Below are 25,361 nucleotides of genomic sequence, written 5' to 3' on the forward strand. Positions count from 1 at the left end.
CTGTGGTCTGCGCGGTCCGCGTGGCGCGGCCGGTCGGCGGCCCCGGAGTGACCCCGGCGCCGCAAGGAGTGCGCCGGGCCGTGTGCAGGCGTGGCGCGGGCGGGCGGTCCGGTCCGCGGGAGTAGCGTCGCCCGGGATGACCGAACTACCACAGATGTCCGATGCCCGTGAGGCCGTCGAGCGCTATGCGGCCCCCGCCCCGCGGCCCGGCCGGACCCTGCTGCGCTGGGCCGCCACGACCGACCACAAGGTGATCGGCCGGCTGTACATGGTCACGGCGTTCTGCTTCTTCCTGTTCGCCGGGCTGCTGGCACTCGGCATGCGCGCCGAACTCGCCCGGCCGGGGCTGCAGTTCCTGAACGAGCACGGCTACGGCGAGTTCTTCACCATCCACGGCACGATCATGATGCTGCTGTTCGCGACGCCCATGTTCGCCGGGTTCGCCAATGCCGTGATGCCGCTGCAGATCGGCGCGCCGGACCTGGCGCTGCCCCGGCTGAACGCGCTGTCGTACTGGATGTACCTGTTCGGGGCGCTGATGGTGGTGTCCGGCTTCGTGGTGCCGGGCGGGGCCGCCTCGTTCGGCTGGTTCGCGTACGCGCCGCTGAACAGCGCCTACTTCTCGCCGGGCGCGGGCGGTGACCTGTGGGCGATGGGACTGGTGGTCACCGGTGTGTCGACGACGCTGACCGCGGTCAACTTCATCACCACGATCCTGTGCCTGCGCGCCCCGGGCATGACCATGTTCCGGATGCCGATGTTCACCTGGAACGTGCTGTTCACCTCGATCCTGGTCCTGCCCGCCTTCCCGGTGTTCGCGGCGGCGCTGCTGGCGCTGGAGGCGGGCCGCAAGTTCGGGGCGCATGTCTTCGACGCGGCGAACGGGGGCGCGCTCCTGTGGCAGCACCTGTTCTGGTTCTTCGGGCATCCGGAGGTCTACATCGTGGCCCTGCCGTTCTTCGGGATCATCTCGGAGATCATCCCGGTGTTCTCCCGCAAGCCGCAGTTCGGCTATCTGCCGATGATCGGCGCGACCATCGCGATCACGATGCTGTCGGCAGTGGTGTGGGCGCACCACATGTTCGCCACCGGCGCGGTGCTGCTGCCGTTCTTCTCCCTGATGTCGTTCCTGATCGCGGTGCCCACGGGCATCAAGTTCTTCGCGTGGATCGGGACGATGGTGAACGGGTCGGTGTCGTTCGAGACCCCGATGCTGTGGGCCATGGGCTTCCTGGTGTCGTTCCTGCTCGGCGGGCTGAGCGGGGTGCTGATCGCCTCCCCGCCGCTGGACTTCCACGTGACCGACAGCTACTTCATCGTGGCGCACCTTCACTACGTGCTGTTCGGCACCGTCGTGTTCGCGATGTTCGCCGGGTTCTACTTCTGGTGGCCCAAGTTCACCGGCAAGATGCTGGACGAGCGGCTCGGCAAGCTGCACTTCTGGCTGCTGTTCCCGGCGTTCCAGCTGACCTTCCTGGTGCAGCACTGGCTCGGCGCGGCCGGGATGCCGCGCCGGTACGCCGACTACCTCCCGGCGGACGGCTTCACCCTGCTCAACACCCTGTCCTCGGCGGGCGCGTTCCTGCTGGGCGTCTCCACGCTGCCGTTCCTCTACAACGTCTGGCGCACCGCCGCCAAGGGCGAGAAAGTCACCCTGGACGACCCGTGGGGCTGGGGCCGGGGCCTGGAGTGGGCCACCTCCTGTCCGCCGCCGCGGCACAACTTCGTCGCCCTGCCCCGGATCCGCTCGGAGTCGCCCGCGTTCGACCTGCACCATCCCGAGGCCGGGCAGACCGGGCAGACCGGTGCCGAGGGCGCGCGATGAAGACCGAGTCGATGCTGTTCGGCGGGGTGGCGCTGTTCTTCGGCTCCTCCGCCGCGCTGTACGGGATGTGGTCCGGGGACGAGACGGGCACGGTCGCGCTGGTCGTCGCGTGCGGGATGGCGGCACTGGTGTCGTTCTTCTGCCTGATCCAGTACCGGCGGCGGGGCACCCGCGCACAGGACCGCACCGGGGCGGAGGTGGCCGACGGAGCGGGGCCGGTGGCGTTCTTCCCGGACGAGAGCATGTGGCCGGTCGTCACCGCGCTGGGTGCCGCGGTGACGGCGACCGGCGTCGTCTACGGCCTGTGGCTGTTCCTCATCGGTCTGGGAGTTCTGGTGCGCGGGGTGTTCGGGATGGTGTTCCAGTACCCGCAGCGGTGAGCGGCCTGCGCGGCGCGCCGGGCCGGAAGGACTCGACGGGCTCGTGGGCACTCTCGTAGCCGCCGGTGACGCTCTGCCGGATCTCGCCGGTGGACACGCCTTCCTCGAGCCGGGCGCGTTCGGCCTCGGTGAGGGCCCGGCACAGCCACCGGGTCACGACGAAGGCCACGACGGGCGCCGCGATCAGGGCGGCCCGCAGGATCCAGGTGAGGGCGTTGACGGAGATCCGGAAGGTCTGCGCGATGACGTCGTTGCCGCCGGCCAGCAGCAGCACGCCGTAGAACACGGTGCCGGCGACCCCGAGGCCGGTGCGGACGGGACGCTCGCGGGGCCGGTCGCAGAAGTGCCGCTCGGTGCGCCACTCCTCCGTGAGGCGCTGCTCCACGAACGGATAGGCGTACAGCACCGCGAACAGCAGGCCGGGCAGCACGATGGCGGGCAGCAGGACGTTCCACATCACGGTGTGCCCGGCGACGTGCGTCTCCCACGCCGGCACCAGCCGGAGCGCGCCCTCCAGGAAGCCGACGTACCAGTCCGGCTGGGAGCCGGTGGAGACCTGGTCGGGCCGGTAGGGGCCGTACTTCCACACCGGGTTGACCTGGGCGATCGCGGCCAGCAGCACCAGGACGCCGGCGACGATGACGGACAGTCCGCCCGAAGAAGCCGTGAACTGCGGGAAGAAGGGCTTGCCGACGGCGTTGCGCACGGTGTGGCCCGGGCCGCGCCACTGGGTGTGCTTGAGGTGGAACACCAGCATCAGATGCACGCTGACCAGGGCGATCAGGGCGCCCGGGAGCAGCAGGATGTGCACCGGGTACAGGCGGGTGACGATGTCGTGCGCCGGGTAGGGGCCGCCGAAGACGAGGAAGCCGGCGTACGTGCCGAGCACCGGGACCGACGTCATGATGCCCTGGGCGATGCGCAGTCCGGTCCCGGAGAGCAGGTCGTCGGGGAGCGAGTAGCCGGCGAAGCCCTCGGCGAGCGAGACCACGAACAGGGTCAGCCCGACCGCCCAGTTCAGCTCGCGGGGCCGGCGGAAGGCCCCGGTGAAGAAGATCCGCAGCAGGTGCAGGCCGATCGCGGCCACGAAGACCAGCGCGGCCCAGTGGTGGGTCTGCCGCATCAGCAGTCCGCCGCGCACGTCGAAGCTGATGTTCAGGGTGGAGTCGAAGGCGGCCGACATGCGCACCCCGCGCAGCGGCGCATAGGGGCCCGCGTAGACGACCTCGCGCATCTCCGGCGTGAAGAACAGCGTCAGCCAGACCCCGGTCAGGATCAGCACCAGCAGGCTGTACAGCGCGAGTTCGCCGAGCAGGAACGACCAGTGGTCGGGGAACGCCTTGCGCAGCAGCGGGCCGCCCTCGAGGACGGGCAGCCGGGCGTCCGCGGCCTCGACGATCCTTGCGGCGCGGCGGCCGGCCCGGCCCCTGTCCCGCGCGCCCGCGCCCGCGCTCATGTGTCCTGCGGCTCCGCCGCGGCGCGTGCCACCTCGGCCTCGATGTCCGCGCGGGGCCGGCCGGTCTGCCTGGCGTACTCGCTGAGCGCGGTCTGCGCCTCGCGGGCCAGGTCCCGCCAAGCGCGCAGGGCGGTCTCGTAGGTGCCCGACTGGGCACCGGTCATCCCGCGCTCGGCCGGCGGACCGTAGGTGTCCCGCAGTTCCTCGACCGTCTGCTGCGCCGCGTCTGCGGCACGCTGCTTCTCCACCAGCTCTTCGAAGGTGTCTGCCACGCCGATCGACCCTAGGCACGGCGGGCGGGCGGACCCCTTCGACCTGCCGGACCAGGCCGCACGCGCACCCGAGTGGCGGGTCAGCGGTCGGGGACGAGGTCGGCCCACACCTGTTTGCCGCCGCTGACCGGGACCGTACCCCAGGCCACGGAGACCGCCTCCACCAGCAGGATGCCCCGCCCGCCGGTGGCCTCCCAGCCGATGCTGGTGGGCTTGACGGGGCTGCGCGGCGAGGAGTCGGTGACGGCGAGCCGGAGGCGGTGGTTGATCAGGCTGAGGTCGAGGCGCACCTGGCCGTCGGTGTGCACGAGGGCGTTGGTGACGAGTTCGGAGACCACCAGCAGGGCCGTGTCCATGGTGCCCGGCGAGACGCCCCAGGCGCGCAGCGTGCGCCGGGTGAAGCGGCGGGCGTGCCCGACCGCCTGCGGCACCCGCCACACCGTCCAGCTCTCCCGCAGCGGGCGTACGGCCATGCCGTCGTAGCGCACCAGCAGCAGGGCGACGTCGTCGGTGCGGTGGGCGCCGGTGAGCAGCGCGTCGGCGACCAGGCCGAGGTGTGCGGGGTCGGCGGCGGACAGCTCGCGGGCGAGGCGCTCCATGCCCTCGTCGAGGTCGGAGTCCGCGGACTCCACCAGGCCGTCGGTGGTCAGCGCGACCACCGTGCCGGGCTGGAGCCGCAGCGGGGTGATCGGGAACTGTGCCTGGCCGAGCACCCCGAGCGGCGGTCCGCCCTCGGCGCGGACGATCTCGGCGGTGCCGTCCGGGTGGCGCAGCACGGGCTCCAGATGACCGGCGCGCACGCACCAGGCGGTGCCCTCCTCCATGTCGACGTCGACGTAGGCGCAGGTGGCGAAGAGGTCGGTCTCCATCTCCAGCAGCAGCCGGTTGGCGTGCGCGACGACCACGTCGGGGGCGTGGCCCTCGGCGGCGTAGGCGCGCAGCGCGGTGCGCATCTGGCCCATCACGGTGGCGGCGCCCGCGTTGTGGCCCTGGACGTCGCCGATGACGAAGGCCACGTGGTTGTCGGCGAGCGGGATCACGTCGTACCAGTCGCCGCCGACCTCGAGTCCCGCGGTGGTGGGCAGGTAACGGGCGACGGCGACCGCGCCGGGCAGCCGGGGCAGGCGGCGCGGCAGCAGGGTGCGCTGGAGCATGCCGACGAGTTCGTGCTCGGCGTCGAAGGCGTGCGCGCGCAGCAGGGCCTGGCCGGTCAGGCCGGCGCAGGCGGTGAGCAGGGCACGCTCGTCGGGGCCGAAGTCGTGCGGGTCGTCCCAGCCGATCAGGCAGGCGCCGGCCATACGGCCGCCGGCCGGCAGCGGCAGCACGGCGAGGCCGCCGGGGCCGACGCCGGCGAGGGCGGGCTCCAGGGCGCTGCCGGCGGGCCAGATCCGGGCGCGGCCCTCGCGCAGCGCGGCAGCCAGGGTGGGCATGGCGCGCACCGGCGCGTCGGGCCACTCGGTGCGCCATTCGGTGCGCCACAGCTCGGGCCAGGCCTCGGGCTCGGGCGGGTCGAGGACGGTGACGACGAGGCGGTCGTTCTCCAGTTCGGCGAGGGCGATCCGGTCGGCGCGCAGCGGTTCGCGCAGGGCGGCCACGACGGCCCCGCCGACGTCCTTGACCGTGCCGGCGGTGGCCAGGGCGGCGGCCAGGCGCTGCACCCGGGCCACGTCGGTGACGTCGGAGCGCAGGGTGGAGGCGTCCGCGACCGTGCCGACCAGCCGGGCCGGGCGGCCCTTCGCGGCGGGCAGCAGCCGCCCGCACAGCCGCAGCCACCGGGGAGCGCCGGAGGGCTGGAGGATGCGGAACTCCAGCTCGCGCTCGCCGATGGACATGTGGTCGGCCTCGACCACGGACATCAGCGCGGGCACGTCCTCGGGCACGGCGCGCCCGAGCAGGGTCTCCACCCGGCCGTCGAAGTCGTCGCGGCTCAGTCCGAACAGCCGCAGGATGCCGTCGCCGACCTCGACCCGGCCGCTGTCCACGGCAAGGCTGAAGGCGTCCTCGGGCAGCTCGCCGGTGTCCCCCGGTACGGCGGACGGGGCGGGTACGGCGACGGCGCGGGCGATCAGCTCCAGGCAGGCGCGGTCGTCCGTGCCGAAGCCGCCGGGACGCTCGCTGACGGCCAGCAGGCAGCCGGTGCCCGCCGGCCCGAGGGGCAGCACGGCCAGGGAGAACTCCGGGGACGGGGTGCGCCGGGCCTCGGGACAGCCGGCCAGCTCCTCGGGGCCGAGCCAGAGCGGCTGCCCGGTGCGGTGGGCCTCGGCGATCGGGGAGCCGCCGTCGGCCGGGTAGCCGTCCCGCAGGCCGTACAGGGTGCGCGGCAGGCCCGCCGACTCGGCGAGTGAGAGGTGTGCGGGATCGTCGCCGGGCGTGTACACCCCGGCGAAGGACGCGCCGGCGAAGACCAGGGCCTGTTCCAGGACCCGGCGGAGCCGGTCGGGCATGCCGGGCGGCGCGCCGAGCGTGCCGAGGGCGGCTTCGGCACGCTCCGGCCCCGTCCTCGTCCCGCCGACCGCAGCGCGCTCGCTCACCACGTTCGCCATTACAGCGCGTGTGAGCGTCCCGCGCAGCCCCTGTGGACGCTTCGAGTGCCCCGTGCGCCCGGTCGGGTCGAAAGCCGCCGAACACATCTTGACCCGTGAGTTCCGCACGGTGACCTCGTGACAGACGTGACTGTCCACAGCCACGTGGTGCCTGCGAGTGTCTTCTCCGGTCACCGGAAGACGAGGGCGGGAGGGGCATGGACAAGCGCTACGAGGTGTACGCGCTCGCCGACGGGCACTTCTACGACACGCCCGACCGGCTGGGGCCGGCGGTGAGTCCGCGCCGCTGTTCGCGACGGCGCGTCGCACCGTCCCCGACGGCTGGCGCGCGGCACGCTCCGGCGACTGGCTGACCCTGACCCCGCTCGGCGCGGACGGCGCGCCGCTGCCGGCGCCGGCCCAGGGCTGGAAGATCCACTCCTCGGCGACCGCCGCGAACGCGGAACGGATCGCACAGCTCGTGTGGGACTACTGCGTGCCGCGCCGCATCCCGTTCAAGTTCGTGCCCGGGCCGCAGCTGCTGCACCTGCGCAACGCCAAGTACGCGGGCCGCGACACCAGCGGCAAGTTCGTCACCGTCTACCCGGCGGACGAGTCGCAGCTGCACGAGGTCCTGCGCGAACTGGGCGCGCTGCTCGAGGGGTTCGAGGGGCCGTACATGCGGGAGGCGGACCCGGGCGCGCTGTCCGGGCTCACCCAGCAGGTGGAGCTGGCCCGGGACACGCTGGCGGGCGTGGTGATGGTGTCGCGTTCGTTCCTGTTCACCGCCGCCGGCGCGCTGATCGGCCTGTTCTCGCTGGCGCCGCTGCTGCTGACGGTCGTCCTGCCGCCGCTGCTGGCCGCGGTGGCCCTGTTCGCGGCGACGCTGCGGCCGCTGGCCCGCCGTCAGGAGGCGTTCCTCGCCGCCGACGAGGCGCTGGCCGCGGAGCTGGGCGCGCTGTGCCCGGGACTGCGGGACGTGACGGCCGCCGGTGCCGAGGAGCGCGCCGCGGCGGACGTCGGGGAACGGATCGACGCCGAGCTGCGTGCCGCCCGTGCCCTGGCCCGCACGGCCGCGCTGGCCGTGGGCGGTGAACTGCCCGTGGTCCTGCTGCTGCTCACCACACCCTGGCTGCTGCGCCACGGCGTCACCCCCGGCGCCCTGGTGGGCGCCCTGGCCTACATCACCCAGTCCCTGCTCCCCTGCCTGCAGAACCTGGTGCACGGCCAGGGCACGAGCGGCTCCCGCCTGACGGTCGTACTGCGCAGACTGACGTACGGCTCCGCACACCGGACGGCGCGACCGTCCCGACCGTCTGATGGGCGCGGGACCGTCTGCGCCGGCGGCTCCGCCGCGGGCCGCGACCGGCCACGGGCGATCCACGACCAGCGACGGGCATCGGCCGCCCCCGCCCTCACGCTCGCCTGCGTCACCTTCGCCTACGGCCCCGCGAGCGAGCCGGTCCTCGACGGCCTCGACCTCACCCTCCCCGCTGGGGCCCACCTGGCAGTCGTAGGCCCCAGCGGAATCGGAAAGTCAACGCTCACCGGGCTGATCGCCGGTCTGCTCACCCCGCGGTGCGGCACGATCCACGTGTGCGGAATCCCCGCGCCCGCGCCGCAGGCAACCGTGCTGATCGCGCAGGAGGCCTACGTCCACGGCGGCACCCTCGCCGAGAACCTGTCCCTGTTCCGCCCGCATCCCGTGCCGGAGGCGGAGCTGCCGGCCGCCGCCGACGCGGTCGGGCTGACCCCGGTGCTGCGGACGCTGGGCGGGCCCGGTGCCCAGGTCGATCCGGCGGCGCTGTCGGCCGGCGAGCGCCAGCTGATCGCGCTGACCAGGGCCTGTCGCTCCCCGGCCCCGCTCGCCCTGCTGGACGAGGCGACCTGCCATCTCGACCCGGCGGCGGAGGCGCGCGCCGGGCGGGCCTTCGCCGGGCGCCCCGGCGGCACCCTCGTGATCGTCGCCCACCGTCTCAGCTCCGCCCGCCGTGCCGAGCGGATCCTGGTGATGGACGGCGCGCGCACCACCTGTGGCACTCACGACGAGCTGCTGCGCACCTCCGCCCTCTACCGTCGGCTGACCGCCGGCTGGACACCGCACCAGGCGCCGCTGCCTCTCTAGTCGGGCGGTCACACCCACCCTTCCCCACGCGATATGCGAATGGCGTCGATCCGGTTGCGGGCGCCGGTCTTGCGGGTGATCGACGCCATGTAGTTGCGGACCGTGCCGTTGGACAGGTGCAGGCTCCCGGCGATCTCCGCTATGGACGCGGCACCGGCCGCCAGGGACAGCACGCTCAGCTCGCGTCCGGTCAGCGGCGTCTGGGCCGCCTTGAGGAATCCGAAGCCGAGCGAGGCATCGACGAAACGTTCCCTCGACGCGACGCTGCGGCTGGCGCGCAGCAGCCGGTCCGGTGAGCCAGCCTTGTCGACGAAGCCGAGGACGCCCGCCTCGGCGGCCCGTTTCAGCAGGCCCGGCCGGTGGCGGTGCCGCTGCGGGCGTGCCTCGGTGCCTGAGGCATGCGAGAGGTCCGGCCCTCCCGCCGGAGGGCCGGACCGTGTCCCCGCCGGCCGGGAACCGCGGGTGAGGCCGGGCGGGGAGTGGGCGTGAGCCGGTCGGCTCAGCGCGTGGCGGTCAGGGACGATCCGTCGCCGGCGGAGCCGCTGCCGGAGGCGGAGCTGCCGCTGCCGGACGGATCGCCGGTCCCGGTGCCGGACTGGTCACCGGCGCCGCTCCCGGACTGGTTGCCGGCTCCGCTGCCGGACGGGTCGGTGGCCGAGGCGGACGGGTCGGTGGCCGAAGCCGACGGGTCGGCGGAGCTGCCGGACTGGCCGCCTGCGCCGGACGGATCGCTCGCCGAGGCCGACGGGGCGGCGGAGCTGCTGGACTGGCCGCCCGCGCCGCCGCCGTTGCCGCCGTTGCCGAGCGTCGCGCCGGTGGCCTGCAGGGCGGCGGTGACCGGCTGGAAGAAGGTCTCGCCCCCGCTGGTGCAGTCGCCGCTGCCGCCGGAGGTCAGGCCGACCGCGCTGCCGTCCTGGGTGAACAGGGAGCCGCCGCTGTCACCGGCCTCGGCGCACACATTGGTCTGGATGAGGCCGTTGACGGTGTCGGTACCGCCCGGGACGGTCTCGCTCGCGAAGTTCACGGTGGCGTCGAGGCCGGTGACCTGCCCGTTGTGCAGGCCGGTGGTGGAGCCCATGCGGAAGACGGTCTCGCCGACGGTGGCATCCGCGGCCTTGGTGATCTGCACGGTCTGGCCGTTGCCGGCGTTGACCGTGCTGGACGTCTGCGTGGTCTTGTCGTTGTACTTGACGAGCGAGAAATCGTTGCCGGGGAACTTGGCCTGGTCGACGGTGGCGATGGGCTGGCCGTTCTGCGAGTCGGACCAGGCCTTGGCGGCGACTCCGCAGTGACCGGCCGTCAGGAAGGCGGGGCTGCCGTCGGAGGCGGTGACGTTGAAGCCGAGGGAGCAGCGGACACCGCCCTGCTGCGTCTGGGCGAAGATGGCGTCGCCGCCCGCGACGAAGGTGCTGAACTTGCCGGCGGACTTCTTCAGGGTCGCCATGCCGGAGCCGAGGCTCTGGACGGTGGACTGCAGTCTGTTCCACTTGGCGCCGGTGACGGTGGAGTCGGCGCTGACGAGGATCTTGTCGGTGCGCGGGTCGACGGCCCAGGAGGTGCCGGGGATCGTCGCCTTGGTCTTCAGCGTCGCGGCGGCGGACTTGAGCGCCTTGGTGCTGTTGTTCACCTGGCGGACGACCGCGCCCGCGTTCTTGGCCTGGACGATGGTGTTGCTGTCGCCGTTGACCACGTTCACGACCAGCTGCTGCTTGGCGCTGTCGTAGTACGACCCGGCGAAGGTGTCGCCGAGGATCTTCTGCACCTGGGCGGCGAGGCCGGAGGCGTCCGAGGCCTTCAGGGTCCGCGCGGTGCCGAGGGTGCCCGCGGCGTTCGTGCCGCTCTTGTCCTGGGACGCCATGGCGTTGGGCAGCAGGAGAGCCGCCGCTCCGAGCGCCGCGACACCGCCCACCGCTATCGCGGCTTTGCGCTTGGGCATTCGCTTGTGACTCAAACTTCTCGACCTCCTGGGGACGGGGGTCTGCCGCTCTCGGGCAGTTCGTATCGGGGCGCCTGGATGGCCGTACGTACGCACCCGGCGCGCGCTGTGTTCAAAGCCGGGTCGCAACTGCCGTGCGGGGCGGGTGAATCGGCCATGGTGCGCGTGCCGGCGCGCGGCGCCGGGAACAATCGCCCATATGACGATGACCACCGCCGAAGCCGACAAGATCATCTCTGCCCACTTCGCGCCCTGGGTGCGCGATCTCGGGCTCCGGGCCGAGGGCCTCGGCGAGGACCGGGCCGTGCTGCGTCTTCCCTGGTCCGAGCGGCTGGCACGGGAGGGCGGCGGACTGTCGGGGCAGGCACTGATGGCGGCGGCCGACACGGCGACGGTCATCGCGGTCTCGGCCGCGCGGGGGGCCTTCGTGCCGATGACGACGGTGCAGCAGTCAACGTCGTTCCAGCGGCCGGTGACCGGTTCGGATGTCCTGATCGAAGCGGTCCTGACGAAGCTGGGCCGCAGGATGGCGTTCGCGGACGTCATGCTGACCGATGCCGACTCGGGCGCGCTCGCCGCCCGGGCGAGCACGGTGTACGCGATTCTGGGCTGACACGGTCCGCTACCGATCAGTAACGGTCCGTTCCGGGCGCGTAGCGGAATCCCGGCTTCAGGGAATCTGCACATCGAATACCCAAGCGGGTCACCGACGCCAGCGGATCTGCACATCCGCGCGCCCCCGGACACACGTTTGGACCGGAGTGCCGGATTCGCCTCCGGCGAGACAAGACACCGGATGCGACGATGCGGCGCGGCTTGTGAAGGAGTCGCCGACAAGCCGTGCGCGCACCTGCACGGATGAGCCCGTTCCCCGGCCAAGTGCCCTGGTGAGCGCATTGGTTGATTGGAAGCGCGCCCCGCGCGCGTGCTTTGATCCATCGCACCGCGGGGGTCGCTGCGGGCTCCCGGGGACGGGGGCCCGGCGCCCGCGGCCGCGGCGTCCCGTCTGTCCCCAGAGGGGGCCGCTCCCCCCTTGTGAAATATCCATTAGGAAGGGAAGTTCCATCATGAACTCCACCCCCCAGGTTGAGACCGTCGAGATCTCGGACGCCGAGCTGGACAACGTCTCCGGCGGTCTGTCCGTGAACGCCCTCAACACCGTGACGGGTGCCGTCAACGGCATCGCCCCGGTTTCCGGCCTGGTCAACACCGGCATCAGCACTGTCGAGGGCGTCACCGGCCTGAACGTTCAGCCGGTCACCGACCTGGTTGCCGGTCTCTGACCGCACCACGGTGTCGCCGAAGTCCCGGAGCCGTCTCCCGGCTCCGGGGCTCTCGGGTGCCCGCGTACGGGCGGACCGCGTCCGCCGTGACGGGTGCCCGCATCTTTGTCGTCACGCTGTCTCTCCTCGGGTGAGGGAAGTTCCGTGCAGTTCCGCCAACAGGCCCTCGCCAAGCTCCAGTCGCCGGAAGAGCTGGACCTTCCGGTGCGGCTGGCCCGCCCCCAGGGATGGCTCGCGCTGGGCGTCACCGTCGTCGTCATGGCGGCGGCCTCCGTCTGGGCGGTGACCGGTTCGGTCGCCTCCACCGTCGGCGCGCCCGCCATCCTCACCCATGGGCAGGGCAGCTATCTGCTGCAGAGCCCGGTGTCCGGCCAGGTCACGGCCGTCCTCGCGCAGCAGGGCGAACAACTGCCCGCGAACGCGCCGGTCCTGAAGGTCCGTACCGCCCAGGGCGATTCGCTCGTGCGTGCCGTCGCCGCGGGCCGCGTCACCGCGCTCGCCGCGACCATCGGGCAGATCATCCAGACCGGCACCGACGTCGCCGCCGTGGAGAAGGTCGCCCACGCCTCCGACCCGCTGTACGCGACCGTGTACGTTCCCGCCGAGAACGCCGCCTCCATCCCGGCGCACGCCTCGGTGGACCTCACCGTGTCCTCGGTGCCCACGCAGACCTACGGCGTCCTGCGCGGCGAGGTGAAGTCCGTGGACCGCGAGGCGCAGTCCGCCCAGTCGATCTCCGCGTTCCTCGGCGACAGCCAGCTCGGCCAGCAGTTCACCCGCAAGGGCCGCCCGGTGGCGGTCACGGTCGTCCTGGACAAGTCGGCGACGAAGAGCGGCTACCGCTGGTCCACCTCCGACGGGCCGCCGTTCGGGCTCGACTCGATGACCCTCGCCTCCGCCTCGGTCAAGCTGACCGACCAGCGCCCGATCGATTGGCTGCTGCCGTGAGCCCTCAGACAGGAAGCGGCCAGGACACCCGCGGCCGCAGACGGGCCGCCCCGGCCAAGCGGCCGGTCCCGAAGCCCCGCGGCGGCACGGTCCGCACCCCCACCGTGCTGCAGATGGAGGCCGTCGAGTGCGGCGCCGCCTCCCTCGCGATGGTCCTCGGCCACTACGGCCGGCACGTCCCGCTGGAGGAGCTGCGCATCGCCTGCGGTGTCTCCCGCGACGGCTCACGCGCCTCCAACCTGCTGAAGGCGGCCCGCAGTTACGGTCTGACCGCCAAGGGCATGCAGATGGACCTGGCGGCACTCGCCGAGGTCGCGGCCCCGGCCATCCTGTTCTGGGAGTTCAACCACTACGTCGTCTTCGACGGCATGGGCCGGCGGTTCGGCCGGCGCGGGGTGTACATCAACGACCCCGCCAAGGGCCGCCGGTTCGTGCCCATGGAGGAGTTCGACGGCAGCTTCACCGGCGTGGTGCTGGTGCTGGAGCCGGGCGACGGCTTCAGCAAGGGCGGGCGCAAGGCGGGCGTGCTCGGAGCGATGCCGGCCCGGCTGCGCGGCACCGCGGGCACCCTGCCCGCCGCCGTCCTCGCCAGCCTGCTGCTGGTCGCGGTCGGCGCCGCGGTGCCCGCGCTCAGCCGTACCTACATCGACAAGTTCCTCATCGGCGGCCAGACGTCCCTGCTGGGCGTGCTGTTCGCCTCGATGGCCACCTGTGTGCTGCTCACCCTGGTGCTGACCTGGCTCCAGCAGGCGAACCTGCTGCACGGCCGGATCATCTCCTCCACCCTGTCCAGCGCCCGCTTCCTGCGCCATCTGCTGCGGCTGCCGGTCACGTTCTTCGCCCAGCGCTCCCCCGCCGACCTGGTGCAGCGCCTGCAGTCCAACGACCAGGTCGCCGAGACCCTGGCCCGCGACCTCGCGGCGGCCGGCGTGGACGCGATCGTCGTCGTGCTGTACGCGGTGCTGCTCTACACCTACGACCCGCAGCTGACGTTCGTGGGCATCGGCGTGGCGCTGCTCAACGTGGTGGCCATGCGCCTCGTCGTACGGCTGCGGGCGACCCGGACGGCGAAGCTGCGCGCGGACACGGCACGGCTGACCAACACCTCGTACACCGGCCTCCAGCTGATCGAGACGATGAAGGCGACCGGCGGCGAGGACGGCTACTTCCGCAAGTGGGCCGGGCAGCACGCCACCACGCTGGAGGAGCAGCAGCGGCTCGGCGTGCCGAGCGCGTGGCTCGGGGTGGTCGCGCCGACGCTGGCCACGTTCAACAGCGCGCTGATCCTGTGGATCGGCGGCATGAGGGCCGTCGAGGGGCACATCTCGGTCGGTCTGCTGGTCGCCTTCCAGTCTCTGGTGACCCGCTTCACCGCCCCGCTCACCCGGCTCAACGGCGTGGCGGGCCGCATCCAGGACTTCGCGGCCGACGTGGCCCGGCTGAAGGACGTGGAGAACTTCCAGGCCGACCCGCTCTACGCCCGCCCCGGCTCCGGCGACTCCGCGCGCCGGCTGCACGGGCACGTCGAGCTGGAGAACATCACCTTCGGCTACAGCCCGCTCGACAAGCCGCTGCTGAGCGGCTTCCACCTGACCGTGGGCCCGGGCCGGCAGGTGGCGCTGGTCGGCGGCTCCGGCAGCGGCAAGTCGACGGTGTCCCGGCTGATCTCGGGCCTGTACGCCCCGTGGGACGGCGTGATCCGCATCGACGGCCGCCGCCTGGAGGACATTCCGCGCGGGGCGCTCGCCTCGTCCGTCTCCTTCGTCGACCAGGACGTGTTCCTCTTCGAGGGCTCGGTCCGCGACAACGTGGCCCTGTGGGACCCGTCGATCCCGGACGAGGCCGTGGTGGAGGCGCTGAAGGACGCGGCCCTGTACGACGTCGTCATGCGCCGGCCCGGCGGCATCCACAGCAGGGTCGAGCAGGACGGCCACAACTTCTCCGGCGGCCAGCGCCAGCGCCTGGAGATCGCGCGGGCGCTGGTGCGCCGGCCGAGCATCCTGGTGCTGGACGAGGTGACCAGCGCGCTGGACGCGGAGACCGAGCTGGTCGTGATGGACAACCTGCGCCGGCGCGGCTGCGCCTGCGTGGTGATCGCGCACCGGCTCAGCACGGTCCGCGACAGCGACGAGATCGTGGTGCTCCAGCACGGCACGGTCGTCGAGCGCGGGCGGCACGAGGAGCTGGTGGCGAGCGGCGGCACGTACGCGGCACTGGTCAGGGAGCGGTGAGATGACGACTGTTCAGGAGGGGTACGACGGCGACCTCGTCCTCGGCGCGCTCGGCTCGCTCGGCACGCGCGTGGACTGCGCCGGCTTCAACCGCGTCGACCTCGAGGGCCCGCAGGTGCTCTGGCTGGTCGCGGCGGGTGCGCTGGACCTGTTCGCGGTGGACGCGGCCCAGCAGGGCCACTGGCACCACCTCGGCCGGGTGGAGGCGGGCACGCTGCTGCTCGGCCCGGTCGCCGGACCCCAGCACACCCTCGTGGCACGCCCGGTGCGCGACTGCGTGGTGCACCGCATCAGCCTGCGCGAGCTGTACCAGCCGGCGAACACCCAGACCTGGTCGTACGACGAGTACGGCAACCCGCAGTACGTCCCGCCCGCCACCAGCCCGCTGGAGTACGCGGTCGCGCTGGGCGTCGGGCGCGGGCTGTCCGTCCTCTTCCAGGCCCCGATGGCCGAGGAGCGCCCGGCGACGCCCACCGACGACGACGTGTTCTGGATGCAGGTGCCGCCCGGCAGCGTGCAGTACGGCTCGCTGTACGGCGCGGAGGCCGCGGCCGATCTGCTGATGGACCCGGCGCTGTGGCAGTCCATGGTGGACCAGCAGTACCGGCTGCTGACCGCGCTGGACCGCTGGATCGAGCAGCTGGAGCGGACCCACGAGACGCGTGCCGCCGCCGGCATCAAGGCCGGTGAGGAGGTCCGCGCCCAGGCCGACCGGACGCTGCTCGCCGCCATCGGCAAGCGCTCGGCCCGCCGGACGACGGCCGCGGACGCCGACGCCGGTTACGCGGCCTGCAAGCTGGTCGCCGAGGCGGCCGGGATCACCCTCGCCGAGCCCGCGCAGAGCGGCACCGAGAGCGAACGCCTCGATCCGGTGGAGCGGGTCGCCCTCGCCTCCCGGGTGCGCACCCGGACCGTACGGCTCCAGGGGCGCTGGTGGCGGGAGAACGCGGGCCCGCTGGTCGGGCACCGGGCGCTGTCCGGGGCGCCGGTCGCGCTGCTGTGGCGGCGCGGCGGCTATGTGGCCGTGCACCCGGGCACCGGACGCGAGACGCCGATCGAGAAGGCGAACGCGGAGGAGTTCGAGCCGCGCGCGGTCATGTTCTACCGGCCGCTGCCCGACAAGGCGCTCTCACCGCTCGGTCTGCTGCGGTTCAGCCTCCAGGGCACCCGCGGCGACCTGCTCGGCCTGCTGCTCGCCGGACTGGTGACGGTGGCGATCGGCGCGCTGGTGCCGGTCGCGACCGGCAAGGTGCTCGGCGAGTACGTGCCGACGGCGCAGTCGGGCTTGATCGTCCAGGTGTGCCTTGCCGTGATGGTGAGCGGGGTGGTGGCGGCGGCCTTCACCCTGCTGGAGAACCTCTCCATCCTGCGGCTGGAGGGCCGGATCGAGGCCGCGCTCCAGCCCGCCGTGTGGGACAGGCTGCTCCGGCTGCCCACCCGGTTCTTCACCCAGCGCTCCACCGGTGAGCTGGCCAGCGCCGCCATGGGCATCAGCGCGATCCGCCGGCTGCTGGCGGGCGTCGGCCCGGTGGTCGCGCAGTCGGTGACGGTCGGCGCGATGAACCTGGGGATGCTGTTCTGGTACAGCCCGTCGATGGCCATGGCGGCGCTCGGCATGCTCGTCGTCATCGCGGCCGTGTTCCTGGGCCTCGGGCTGTGGCAGGTGCGCTGGCAGCGGCGGCTGGTGTCGCTCGGCAACAAGCTGAACAACCAGGCCTTCCAGACCCTGCGCGGCCTGCCCAAGCTGCGGGTGGCGGCGGCCGAGAACTACGCGTACGCCGCCTGGGCGCGGGAGTTCGCGCGCAGCCGGGAGCTGCAGCAGAAGGTCGGCCGGATCAAGAACCTCACGTCGGTGCTGGGCTCGGTCTATCTGCCGGTGTGCACGCTGCTGATGTTCATGCTGCTGGCGGGCCCGGCGAGGGGCGCGATGTCGGCTGCCGACTTCCTCACCTTCAACACCTCGGTGACGATGGTGCTGACCTCGGTCACCCAGCTGACCGGCTCCTTCGTCTCGGCGGTGGCCGCGCTGCCGCTGTTCGAGGAGATCAAGCCGGTCTTCGAGGCGACGCCCGAGGTGCGGGAGGCGAGCACCCGGCCGGGCCCGCTGTCGGGTGCGATCGAGGCCCGCCGGCTGTCCTTCCGGTACGCCGACGACGGCCCGCTCGTGCTGGACGACGTGTCCTTCGCCATCCGGCCGGGCGAGTTCGTCGCGGTGGTCGGCCCGAGCGGCTGCGGCAAGTCCACCCTGCTGAGGCTGCTCATCGGCTTCGACAAGCCGGTCTCCGGCAGCGTTCTGTACGACGGCCAGGACCTCGCGGCGCTCGACCAGTCGGCCGTCCGCCGCCAGTGCGGGGTCGTGCTCCAGCACGCGCAGCCGTTCACCGGTTCCATCCTGGACGTCATCTGCGGCACCGAGCCGTACACGCCGGAGGAGGCGATGGCGGCGGCCGAGATGGCGGGGCTCGCGGAGGACATCAAGCGGATGCCGATGGGTCTGCACACGATCGTGGCGGGCAACGGGGCGATATCCGGCGGCCAGCGGCAGCGCCTGATGATCGCCCAGGCCCTGATCCGGCGCCCGCGCATCCTGTTCTTCGATGAGGCCACCAGCGCGCTGGACAACGACACCCAGCGGATCGTCATCGACAGCACCCGCAAGCTGAACGCCACCCGGATCGTCATCGCCCACCGGCTGTCGACGGTCCTGGACGCCGACCGGGTGATCGTGATGGAGGACGGCAAGGTGGTCCAGCAGGGCACCCCGGCCGAGCTGCTCGCCGACACGGGGGGCCGGCTGCACGAGCTGGTGCGCAGGCAGCTGACCTAGGGCTCGTCCGGCTCGTCCGGCTCGTCCCCGGCCCGGTGGTGGTGCGACGGCGTCCAGTGGTGCTCGCAGATCCAGCGGCCCAGCAGGGCGCCGCCGTAGATGACGAACCCGACGCCGATCAGCCAGGACTCGACCACGAGGACGGTGCCGACGGCGCCGTAGCTGAGTGCGTTGGTGACGATCAGCGGGGTGAAGACGAGGTAGGAGAAGGCCCGCAGGCCGATCAGGCCGAGGACGGTGGCGACGGCGCCGGGCAGCAGGGAGCGCCAGTGGATCTGGCCGCCCAGCAGGAAGCTCTGCCCCCACCAGAAGAACAGCACACCGGTCACCGCGGACACCACGATCCGCTGGCCGGCGGACAGCGCCGTCTTGGTGGCCGCCTCCTGGTAGAGGTAGGCGGTGAGCACCACCAGCCAGGTCGCCTGCCGCCACACCCGGTGCCAGGGTCCCGAGGCCAGGCCCCAGATCCGTTCGTAGGCGTTCTGCACGCTGCCGCCGAAGGTCACGCCGAAGGCGCCGAGCAGGACCAGGCCCCAGACGCTGGTCGTGCCGATGACCTTGCGCGGCGGGCTGATGACATCGGTGAGCGCGTGGGCGGAGGGGCCGGACAGGCCCATGCCGTCGGTGAGCCACGAGGCGAAGCCGCCCCGTACCAGGGGGTCGGCGGCGGCGACCACGATCAGCAGCGGGGCCAGTGTCACCAGAGCGAGGGTGGCGAAGCCCATGGCCCGGTGCAGCAGTTCCAGCTCCCGGCCGTGATCGAACAGGGCCCGCACCCTCAGCCACGCCCAAGCACGGTGCAGGCCGCGCCGCCACCGTTCCACGGCTCCTCCCGCACTCGCCGCCGCCACGCACTCCTGTGCCGATTCATCCATCCTGACGCGCCGCGGGCAACTCGCACCCGGCCGGTCAGTCCAGGCCCGGCACCGGGGCGCCCGAGGGCACACCGGCGTCCAGGTAACCGGCGTAGAACTCCTTCCAGGGCGCGCTCGGCCCCGCGTGCGGCCCCTCGAAGCGCTCGCCGCGCGCCTGGGCGTCGAGGGCGGCGAGGCACACCTCCCAGCCCGCGCCGTTGCGGGCGGCGGTGTCGGCCTCGCCGAGGACGTCGGTGAGCGTGAACCGGGTCTGCCGGTCGCCGACCGCTTCCAGGTCGAAGCGGAGTTCGTCGGCGCCCCACTCGAAGGACAGGTGCCGGGGCGGGTCGAGGGCGAGCATCCGGCCGCTGAAATCGGGCACGTTCGGGTCGCCGCCGAAGCGGATGGTGCCGCCGGGACGCAGCTCCATCTCGGCGCGGAAGGGGAACCACTGCTCGAGTTCGCCGGGATCGGTGACGAACCGCCAGACGCGCTCCACCGGGTGGTCGTAGGTGCGGGTGAAACGGACGGCGGGGCGGCCGTCGTCCAAGGTCAGATAGGTGCCGGTGAGGTCGACGGGCATGGTGTTCCAGTCCTTCGGTGGTGGGGGCGTCAGGTGTCGTCCGACGTCTCGTCCAGGCGCCGGCCCAGGGCGTCCGGATGCCTGTCAAGGAATACAAGCCCGGCCCACCCACGGAGTCCAGCGAAACGTTGCCGTTTCGCTGAATGTGTTCTAACCTCACCGAGTACGAAACCGTTTCGTTTAGGTGCCACCTCTTTCCGTACCCGGACGACTTCCCTGGAGTGGTTCATGTCCCAGAAGACCCTGGCCGACGGCTCCCGAGCCGCCACGGCCGCGATCGACGCGGCCGGGGCGAGCGCGGCCTCGCCGAAGCGGTGGTGGATCCTCGCGGTCGTCGCCGTCGCCCAGCTGATGGTCGTCCTCGACGCCACGATCGTGAACATCGCCCTGCCCTCAGCCCAGACCGACCTCGGCTTCTCCGACGGCAGCCGGCAGTGGATCGTGACGGCGTACGCCCTCGCGTTCGCCTCCCTGCTGCTGCTTGGCGGCCGCATCGCCGACCTCTTCGGCCGCAAGCCCGCCTTCCTCGTCGGCGTCGTCGGCTTCGCCGGAGCCTCGGCGCTCGGCGGCGCCGCGAACGGCTTCACCATGCTGGTGACCGCCCGCGCCCTGCAGGGTGCCTTCGGCGCGCTGCTCGCGCCGGCCGCCCTGTCGCTGCTCAACACCACCTTCACCGACGCCCGCGAGCGGGCCCGTGCCTTCAGCGTGTACGGCGCGATCGCCGGCGCCGGCGGTGCGGTGGGCCTGCTGCTCGGCGGTGTGCTGACCGACACCCTCGACTGGCGCTGGACCCTGTACGTGAACGTGGCCATCGCGGTCGTCGCCTTCGCGGGCGGCTGGATCCTGCTGGACAACCACCGCGACGCGGCGAACGCCAGGCTCGACGTGCCCGGTACCGTGCTGGTCGCCGCCGGGCTGTTCTCCCTGGTCTACGGCTTCTCCAACGCCGAGACGCACGACTGGGAATCGCCGCTGACCTGGGGCTTCCTGATCGCGGGCGGTGTGCTGCTCGCGGCCTTCGCCTGGTGGCAGACCCGGGCCGCGCACCCGCTGCTGCCGCTGCGCATCCTGCTCGACCGCAACCGCGCCGCCTCCTACCTCGCGGTGCTGATCAGCGGCGCCGGCATGTTCGGCGTGTTCCTCTTCCTGACCTACTACCTCCAGCTCAACCTCGGCTTCAGCCCCACGAAGACCGGTGTGGCGTTCCTGCCGATGGTCGGCGCGCTGATGGTGACCGCGCAGGCCGGTACCACGGTGCTGCTGCCCCGGATCGGACCGAAGGCCGTCATCCCGCTGGGCTTCGCGATCGCCACGGCGGGCATGGCCTGGCTGACCGGCATCGGCCTCGGCTCGCACTACGCCGCTGCCGTGCTGCCCCAGCTGATCGTGATCGGTGTCGGCCTCGGCCTGGTGATGCCGACGGCCATGCAGCTGGCCACCGGCGGGGTCGCGGCACAGGACGCGGGCGTGGCCTCCGCGACCGTCAACGCCATGCAGCAGGTGGGCGGTTCGATCGGTACGGCGCTGCTGAACACCCTCGCCGCGACCGCCGCCACCAACTACCTGTCCGGCCGGGACGCCACCAGCAAACTGGTGCGGGCGCAGGCGACCATCGAGAGCTACACGACCGCCTTCTGGTGGTCCGCGGGGCTCTTCGCCGCGGGCACGGTGATCGCGTTCCTGCTCTACCGGCGCGGGGTGCCGCAGCAGGACGCCGATGCCGCTCCGGTCGTCCACATGTGACCGCCGGGAGCCAAGAGCCCGAGGGGCCGCCGTCCGCAGGGAGACGGCGGCCCCTCGGCCTGTCATGGTGACGGCGCATGCAAGGCGGCGGCCGGCGGAGCCGCTCGACGCCCGCATCGTGTCGCTCCGTGACCTGCCGCGCCGGTCGACGCGACACGAGTCAGTGATTCCGGGCCGGCGGCTCGGTTGAAACCAGTGTTTTTTCGCCGCTCCCCGGAAGGTCCCCCACGGACCTGCCCGGGGAGCGGCTCTGTGCCCGGAAGCCGGCGGGCGGCCCCACTCCGCCCGTCGGCTCCGGTGCGAGATCGCAGGTTCCCCGCTCCAGGGGCCGCACTCCCCAGTTGCGGACCTGATCCGGTGTGTACGGAGAGCCGTGCGATCCCGGTCTTGGACGGCGTAGCGCCTAGAAGGCGAAGACGCCGCCGACGATGGAGTCCTTCTCGCACGCGTTGCCGAAGGTCCGCTCGTAGGAGACGCGTTGCCCCTGCCAGACGCCCTGGACGGTGACGACCACCGGGTCGTACAGCTTGTTGCACCACACGTTCCCAGCGGCCTTGAGCGCGCTGAAGTCGCCGCCGGTGCCGCGCAGTTCGGCGCAGGCCCGGACCGCGTCCGGGTGGGTGCCGGAGGCCGTGGGGGCGCAGGAGAGGGTGACGGCGCGCTCCGGGGTGGCCGTGGCCGCTTGGTCGCCGTGGCCGGTGGTGAGAACCAGCGCAGAGGGGGCGTACAGCGACGACGGGGTGGCGCCCGGCGCAGCGACGGCGGCCCCGGTCAAGGGTCCGCAAACGGCGGCGGCCGTGAGGCCGAGGGCCGCTGCCCAGCGCGCGGTGTTCCGCATTGTGTGCATCCTTCCGCTCGAACAGACGTGGTGCCGGCCCGGGCCCGGTTCGGACCCCGGGGCGGCGAGCGCCACTCTGCCGAGTCCCCCGCCGAAACACACATCGCACGCATGGGTTTCGGTAACCTTTCGTGTTGAAGCAGTGGCGTGATGTCACGGAATTCGCACAGCGTGACCCAGGAACGAAGCGGGTTCCGATCTCTCGAAGCGATTCAATGGCCGAAAATCAGCGCTTCGTTAATCGTCCTGAAACATTCCGACTCCGACCCCCTCAAGCCCCTTCATGACTCCTCGTGTTCATGAAGTGATCACCATCCCGGGGGCATCCCGGGTGCTGACGCCTCGGTGGGCCGGCCGGGCGCGTGCGGCTTGCGGACGCCCGCCCGCGACGCGCCGGCTACCCGCCAGTAGCGTCGGGCCGCACGCGTCCCCATCTCCTCGACGACGAGAGGCGGACGGCCGGATGGCGCAGCACTGGGCCGACTTCCAGTACGAGATCTATCTGAACGGGATGACGGGTGCCGTGCCCCGGCTGCCCACCGATCTGAGCCGGCTCGAGGAAATGGCCGTACACCGGCTCGCCCTGGGCCCGGTGGGGTACGTGGCGGGCAGCGCGGGCGACGGCAGCACGGCCCTCGCCAACCGGGCCGCGCTCGCCCGGCGCCGGATCGTGCCGCGCGTGCTGCGGGACGTGGCCGAGCGCGATCTGTCGACCGAGGTGCTCGGCCGGTCCCTGCCGGCGCCGCTGGCCCTGGCGCCCGTCGGCGTACTGGAGATCATGCATCCGGACGCCGAGCCGGCGGCCGCCCGGGCCGCCGCCGCGCGGGGCGTGCCGTACATCCTCTCGTCGGCCGCCAGCACGTCCATGGAGCAGGTGGCCGAGGCGATGGGGGACGGCGAGCGGTGGTTCCAGCTGTACTGGGGCAAGGACCGCGAGGTCACCCGGAGTTTCCTCGGGCGGGCGAAGGCCGCCGGGTTCTCGGTGCTGGTGGTCACCCTCGACACCCAGTTGCTGGCGTGGCGGCCCCGCGATCTGGACCAGGCGTACCTGCCGTTCCTGCACGGGATCGGCACCGCCAACTACTTCACCGACCCGGCGTTCCGGGCAGGGCTCGACAAGCCCGTGCACGAGGACCCGAAGGCGGCGGTGCTGCATTTCCTCGGCCTGTTCGGGGATCCGGGCAAGTCCTGGCCGGACCTGGCCTTCCTGCGGGAGCACTGGGACGGCCCGATCGTCCTCAAGGGCGTCCTGCACCCGGACGACGCCCGGCTGGCCGCCGACGCCGGGATGGACGGCGTGGTGGTCTCCAACCACGGCGGCCGGCAGGTGGCCGGCTCGGTCGCCGCGGCCGACGCGCTGCCCCGTGTCGCGGACGCGGTCGGCGACCGGCTGACGGTGCTGTTCGACAGCGGGGTGCGCACCGGTGACGACGTGTTCAAGGCGCTGGCCCTGGGCGCGCGGGCGGTGCTGCTCGGCCGGCCGTACGTCTACGGGCTCGGCCTGGACGGGCAGGCGGGCGTCGAGCATGTGATCCGGTGCCTGCTGGCCGAGTTCGACCTCACGCTCGCTCTGTCCGGGCACGCCCGCCCGGGGACGGTGTCGGCCGCCGACCTCGTCGAGGACCCCGTCTGACGACGCGCCGATGCCGGTGGCGGACCTCCCGCCACCGGCGCTGTCTCAGGTGTCCTGCCCGGGCAGCCGGGCCGGCTGCGCGGAGGGTCCGCCGGTCCCGGCGATGGACAGGGAGCCGGGGGTCGCCGACGGCACGTCGGTGACCCAGCGCTGGCCGGCGGAGCGGTCCCGGGCCTTGACGACGAGATCGGCGCCCGGGGTCCCGCCCGCGCCGGCGAGGGCGAGGGTGCGGTCCCAGCGGGGCAGCAACTCGCCCTGCGCGGTGAGGTCGTAGCGCACGTCCGCGGCCCGCTGCGAGTCCTGCTCGGCGCAGGTGCCGAGGATCACCACGCCGGCGTCGGCGTGCGAGTCCAGGCACAGAGCAGGGCCGGCCGCGCTGCGCAGCAGGCCGTCGGTGCCGTACGTCCACTGCTGGGTGAGGGCCGGGGAACAGACGGCCAGGACCGCGCCCGCCCCGGCCTTCGGCGTGCCCTTGATGTCGAGGCACAGGCCGGCACCGGCATTGCGCAGCCGTGCGGACCGGCCGGCCGTGGGCAGGCCGGCGGTGCCGGGCGCGGTGGCGGAACCGGGCGCGGCCGGACCGCCGGTGCCGGGGGCCGCGCTGGTGGAGGCGACCGGGTCGGTGCCGTCGCCGCCGTCCGGCCACATGCTGATCACGAGGACGGTCGCGAGCAGCACGGCCGAGGCGGCCCCGACTCCGGTGAGCAGCGTCCGGGAGGAGAACACGGCGCCGGGCGCCCGCAGTACGGCCGCCGGCATCCGGGCGAGCGGTCCCGTCTCGTCGCCGCGCCGCCGGCCGCGGGACACCCGGGTGCGGGCGCGCGGTGCGGACGGATCGCCGTCGGCTGCCCCGCGTACGCCGGACAGGGCGGCGCGGGCGAGCAGCCAGGCCCGCCCCGCCGCGCCGGCGTCCGCCCGAGCGCCGGGAGCCGCCGCGGGCGGGCGGGCGGCGGCCGGGGCGGGAGTCGAGGTAGCGGCGGGCGCCCCAGCCGAGCACGGCCTCGGCGAGCAGCACACCGGGCGCGGCGTCGGCGTGGCCGAGTTGCTCGGCGGCGTGCCGGCAGAAGGAGCAGGCGGACAGGTGCTCCTGGACATCGGGCAGCAGGGCGCCGCCGCGGCGGATCGGGACGTCGAGCAGCCGGTTGTAGTAGCGGCAGTCCTTGCCCGGCGCGAGTTCCCGGTGGGCGCGCACCAGGCCCTCGCGGAATTTCTCCCGGGCCTGCTGCAGCGCGGCCGTCGCGCTGTCGGTGTCGATACCGAGCAGCGCGGCGGGAGCGGATATCGGCTCGGCCTCGACCTCGGTGTGCCACAGCAGCGTCTGCTCCAGCCGGGGAAGTGCGTGGAAAGAGCGGTCGGACAGGGCGCGGTTTTCCGGTATCAGCGTCTTGGCGGCGCGCATACCGCGGCCCCCGGCGGGCTTTCCGAGGCCGGGCAGTACGGCGGTGATGCGGTCGGTGCCGGACCAGTTGACGACCGTGTCCCGCACTGCCACGAGCAGCCGGGGCCGCAGCGCCTCGGCGGGTTCGCCGAGCGCGAGCCTGCCGAGGACCTGGTGGAAGGCGGTGGCGGTGACCATGTGGGCGAGCGGCCCGGACAGGGCCAGGCAGATGACGGCGTACTCCTGCGCCGGCTGCCAGTGCCGGGCCATCAGCAGCGCGGTGGACCGGGAGCCTTCCGCGTCGGAACCGGCCCGCAGCGGGCCGGCGAGCAACTCGTCCGGTTCCCCGGCGTCTTTGCCCGGTGGCGGATAGGGCGGACGAGGAGGGTGGGGGGTGGGCACTGAGCGGATTCCTTTGGTGCGAGATTGGTGCCTGATGCGTCGATGCGTACCTCTGGCACGCGCGGGGAGGCGAATGCACCGGCGTTCGGCCGGCGAAGGATCCGCAACTGCCGGAAGAACCCCGG

At 72.8% G+C, this 25,361-nt stretch carries 19 protein-coding genes and 1 pseudogene; 11 read left to right on the forward strand and 9 right to left on the reverse strand.

The genetic code is table 11. The annotated features are described in order from the left end of the window. Positions 1–136: 136 nt before the first annotated feature. Positions 137–1,825 (forward strand): aa3-type cytochrome oxidase subunit I, encoded by a 1,689-nt coding sequence (ctaD, locus tag A6P39_RS07035; protein ID WP_079133289.1) that lies wholly within the window; start codon positions 137–139, stop codon positions 1,823–1,825. Beyond that, positions 1,822–2,205 carry an aa3-type cytochrome oxidase subunit IV gene (gene ctaF, locus A6P39_RS07040; protein WP_067044121.1) on the forward strand — a complete coding sequence of 128 codons (384 nt, stop codon included), beginning with the start codon at positions 1,822–1,824 and terminating at the stop codon, positions 2,203–2,205. Before ctaD ends, ctaF begins: the two co-directional genes overlap by 4 nt. Here ctaF and qcrB read toward each other — a convergent pair. The 3 genes from qcrB to A6P39_RS07055 all read right to left on the reverse strand — a co-directional run bounded on the left by qcrB (position 2,141) and on the right by A6P39_RS07055 (position 6,476). Continuing rightward, positions 2,141–3,661: a cytochrome bc1 complex cytochrome b subunit gene (gene qcrB, locus A6P39_RS07045; protein ID WP_079133290.1), complete on the reverse strand. Its 1,521-nt coding sequence runs from the start codon at positions 3,659–3,661 to the stop codon at positions 2,141–2,143. The genes ctaF and qcrB overlap by 65 nt on opposite strands. Continuing rightward, on the reverse strand, positions 3,658–3,933 hold the full coding sequence (locus A6P39_RS07050; RefSeq protein ID WP_067044124.1) for a hypothetical protein: 276 nt from the start codon (positions 3,931–3,933) through the stop codon (positions 3,658–3,660). Before A6P39_RS07050 ends, qcrB begins: the two co-directional genes overlap by 4 nt. Before the next feature lie 80 nt (positions 3,934–4,013). Further along, positions 4,014–6,476 carry a SpoIIE family protein phosphatase gene (locus A6P39_RS07055; RefSeq protein ID WP_199840762.1) on the reverse strand — a complete coding sequence of 821 codons (2,463 nt, stop codon included), beginning with the start codon at positions 6,474–6,476 and terminating at the stop codon, positions 4,014–4,016. Positions 6,477–6,673: 197 nt separating this feature from the next. On the opposite strand from A6P39_RS07055, the pseudogene A6P39_RS07060 reads away from it, so the two are divergent. Beyond that, a pseudogene (locus tag A6P39_RS07060) lies at positions 6,674–8,580 on the forward strand (class III lanthionine synthetase LanKC N-terminal domain-containing protein). Between the two features lie 8 nt (positions 8,581–8,588). Here the strand turns inward: A6P39_RS07060 and A6P39_RS07065 are convergent. After that, entirely contained in the window at positions 8,589–9,104 is a 516-nt protein-coding gene (locus A6P39_RS07065) for a response regulator transcription factor (RefSeq protein WP_079133291.1), read from the reverse strand. Continuing rightward, positions 9,080–10,531: a S1 family peptidase gene (locus tag A6P39_RS07070; protein WP_234378825.1), complete on the reverse strand. Its 1,452-nt coding sequence runs from the start codon at positions 10,529–10,531 to the stop codon at positions 9,080–9,082. The genes A6P39_RS07065 and A6P39_RS07070 overlap by 25 nt, the downstream gene beginning before the upstream one ends. 184 nt (positions 10,532–10,715) lie before the next feature. Here A6P39_RS07070 and A6P39_RS07075 point away from each other — a divergent pair, with 184 nt between their 5' ends. The 5 genes from A6P39_RS07075 to A6P39_RS07095 all read left to right on the forward strand — a co-directional run bounded on the left by A6P39_RS07075 (position 10,716) and on the right by A6P39_RS07095 (position 17,805). After that, positions 10,716–11,129 (forward strand): PaaI family thioesterase, encoded by a 414-nt coding sequence (locus tag A6P39_RS07075; RefSeq protein WP_067044130.1) that lies wholly within the window; start codon positions 10,716–10,718, stop codon positions 11,127–11,129. Positions 11,130–11,583: 454 nt separating this feature from the next. Next, the gene (locus tag A6P39_RS07080; protein ID WP_067044133.1) at positions 11,584–11,799 is read left to right on the forward strand and encodes a hypothetical protein; all 216 of its coding nucleotides are present in this window, start codon (positions 11,584–11,586) and stop codon (positions 11,797–11,799) included. 144 nt (positions 11,800–11,943) lie between these two features. Continuing rightward, positions 11,944–12,747, forward strand: a complete 804-nt coding sequence (locus tag A6P39_RS07085; RefSeq protein ID WP_067044136.1) for an HlyD family efflux transporter periplasmic adaptor subunit — start codon at positions 11,944–11,946, stop codon at positions 12,745–12,747. Further along, positions 12,744–14,978, forward strand: coding sequence for an NHLP family bacteriocin export ABC transporter peptidase/permease/ATPase subunit (locus tag A6P39_RS07090; RefSeq protein ID WP_067044139.1), 2,235 nt, complete (start codon positions 12,744–12,746; stop codon positions 14,976–14,978). Before A6P39_RS07085 ends, A6P39_RS07090 begins: the two co-directional genes overlap by 4 nt. 1 nt (position 14,979) lies before the next feature. After that, on the forward strand, positions 14,980–17,805 hold the full coding sequence (locus A6P39_RS07095) for an NHLP bacteriocin export ABC transporter permease/ATPase subunit (RefSeq protein WP_067044142.1): 2,826 nt from the start codon (positions 14,980–14,982) through the stop codon (positions 17,803–17,805). Here A6P39_RS07095 and A6P39_RS07100 read toward each other — a convergent pair. Both A6P39_RS07100 and A6P39_RS07105 read right to left on the reverse strand, forming a co-directional pair. Beyond that, positions 17,802–18,629: a ribonuclease BN gene (locus A6P39_RS07100; protein ID WP_067044146.1), complete on the reverse strand. Its 828-nt coding sequence runs from the start codon at positions 18,627–18,629 to the stop codon at positions 17,802–17,804. The two genes, A6P39_RS07095 and A6P39_RS07100, sit on opposite strands and share 4 nt — an antisense overlap. 85 nt (positions 18,630–18,714) lie before the next feature. Then, positions 18,715–19,242, reverse strand: a complete 528-nt coding sequence (locus A6P39_RS07105) for an SRPBCC family protein (RefSeq protein WP_067044148.1) — start codon at positions 19,240–19,242, stop codon at positions 18,715–18,717. 228 nt (positions 19,243–19,470) lie between these two features. Between A6P39_RS07105 and A6P39_RS07110 the strand changes: the two genes are divergently transcribed. Then, complete coding sequence (locus tag A6P39_RS07110) at positions 19,471–20,985, forward strand: MFS transporter (protein WP_067044151.1); 1,515 nt, start codon at positions 19,471–19,473, stop codon at positions 20,983–20,985. Positions 20,986–21,388: 403 nt separating this feature from the next. Here A6P39_RS07110 and A6P39_RS07115 read toward each other — a convergent pair whose 3' ends face one another. After that, entirely contained in the window at positions 21,389–21,823 is a 435-nt protein-coding gene (locus A6P39_RS07115) for a subtilase-type protease inhibitor (RefSeq protein ID WP_067044154.1), read from the reverse strand. Between the two features lie 463 nt (positions 21,824–22,286). Here A6P39_RS07115 and A6P39_RS07120 point away from each other — a divergent pair, with 463 nt between their 5' ends. Further along, positions 22,287–23,456 carry a lactate 2-monooxygenase gene (locus tag A6P39_RS07120; RefSeq protein WP_067044156.1) on the forward strand — a complete coding sequence of 390 codons (1,170 nt, stop codon included), beginning with the start codon at positions 22,287–22,289 and terminating at the stop codon, positions 23,454–23,456. Between the two features lie 45 nt (positions 23,457–23,501). Here the strand turns inward: A6P39_RS07120 and A6P39_RS45440 are convergent, their stop codons facing one another. Next, a complete protein-coding gene (locus A6P39_RS45440; protein ID WP_443052829.1) occupies positions 23,502–24,551 on the reverse strand; it encodes an RICIN domain-containing protein in 1,050 nt (349 codons plus the stop codon). Between A6P39_RS45440 and A6P39_RS45445 the strand changes: the two genes are divergently transcribed. Beyond that, positions 24,538–25,239: a hypothetical protein gene (locus A6P39_RS45445; RefSeq protein ID WP_443052830.1), complete on the forward strand. Its 702-nt coding sequence runs from the start codon at positions 24,538–24,540 to the stop codon at positions 25,237–25,239. The genes A6P39_RS45440 and A6P39_RS45445 overlap by 14 nt on opposite strands. Positions 25,240–25,361: the final 122 nt, after the last annotated feature.

Origin of the sequence: Streptomyces sp. FXJ1.172 (assembly GCF_001636945.3) — a bacterium.
In the GTDB taxonomy this organism is placed as follows: Bacteria; Actinomycetota; Actinomycetes; order Streptomycetales; family Streptomycetaceae; genus Streptomyces.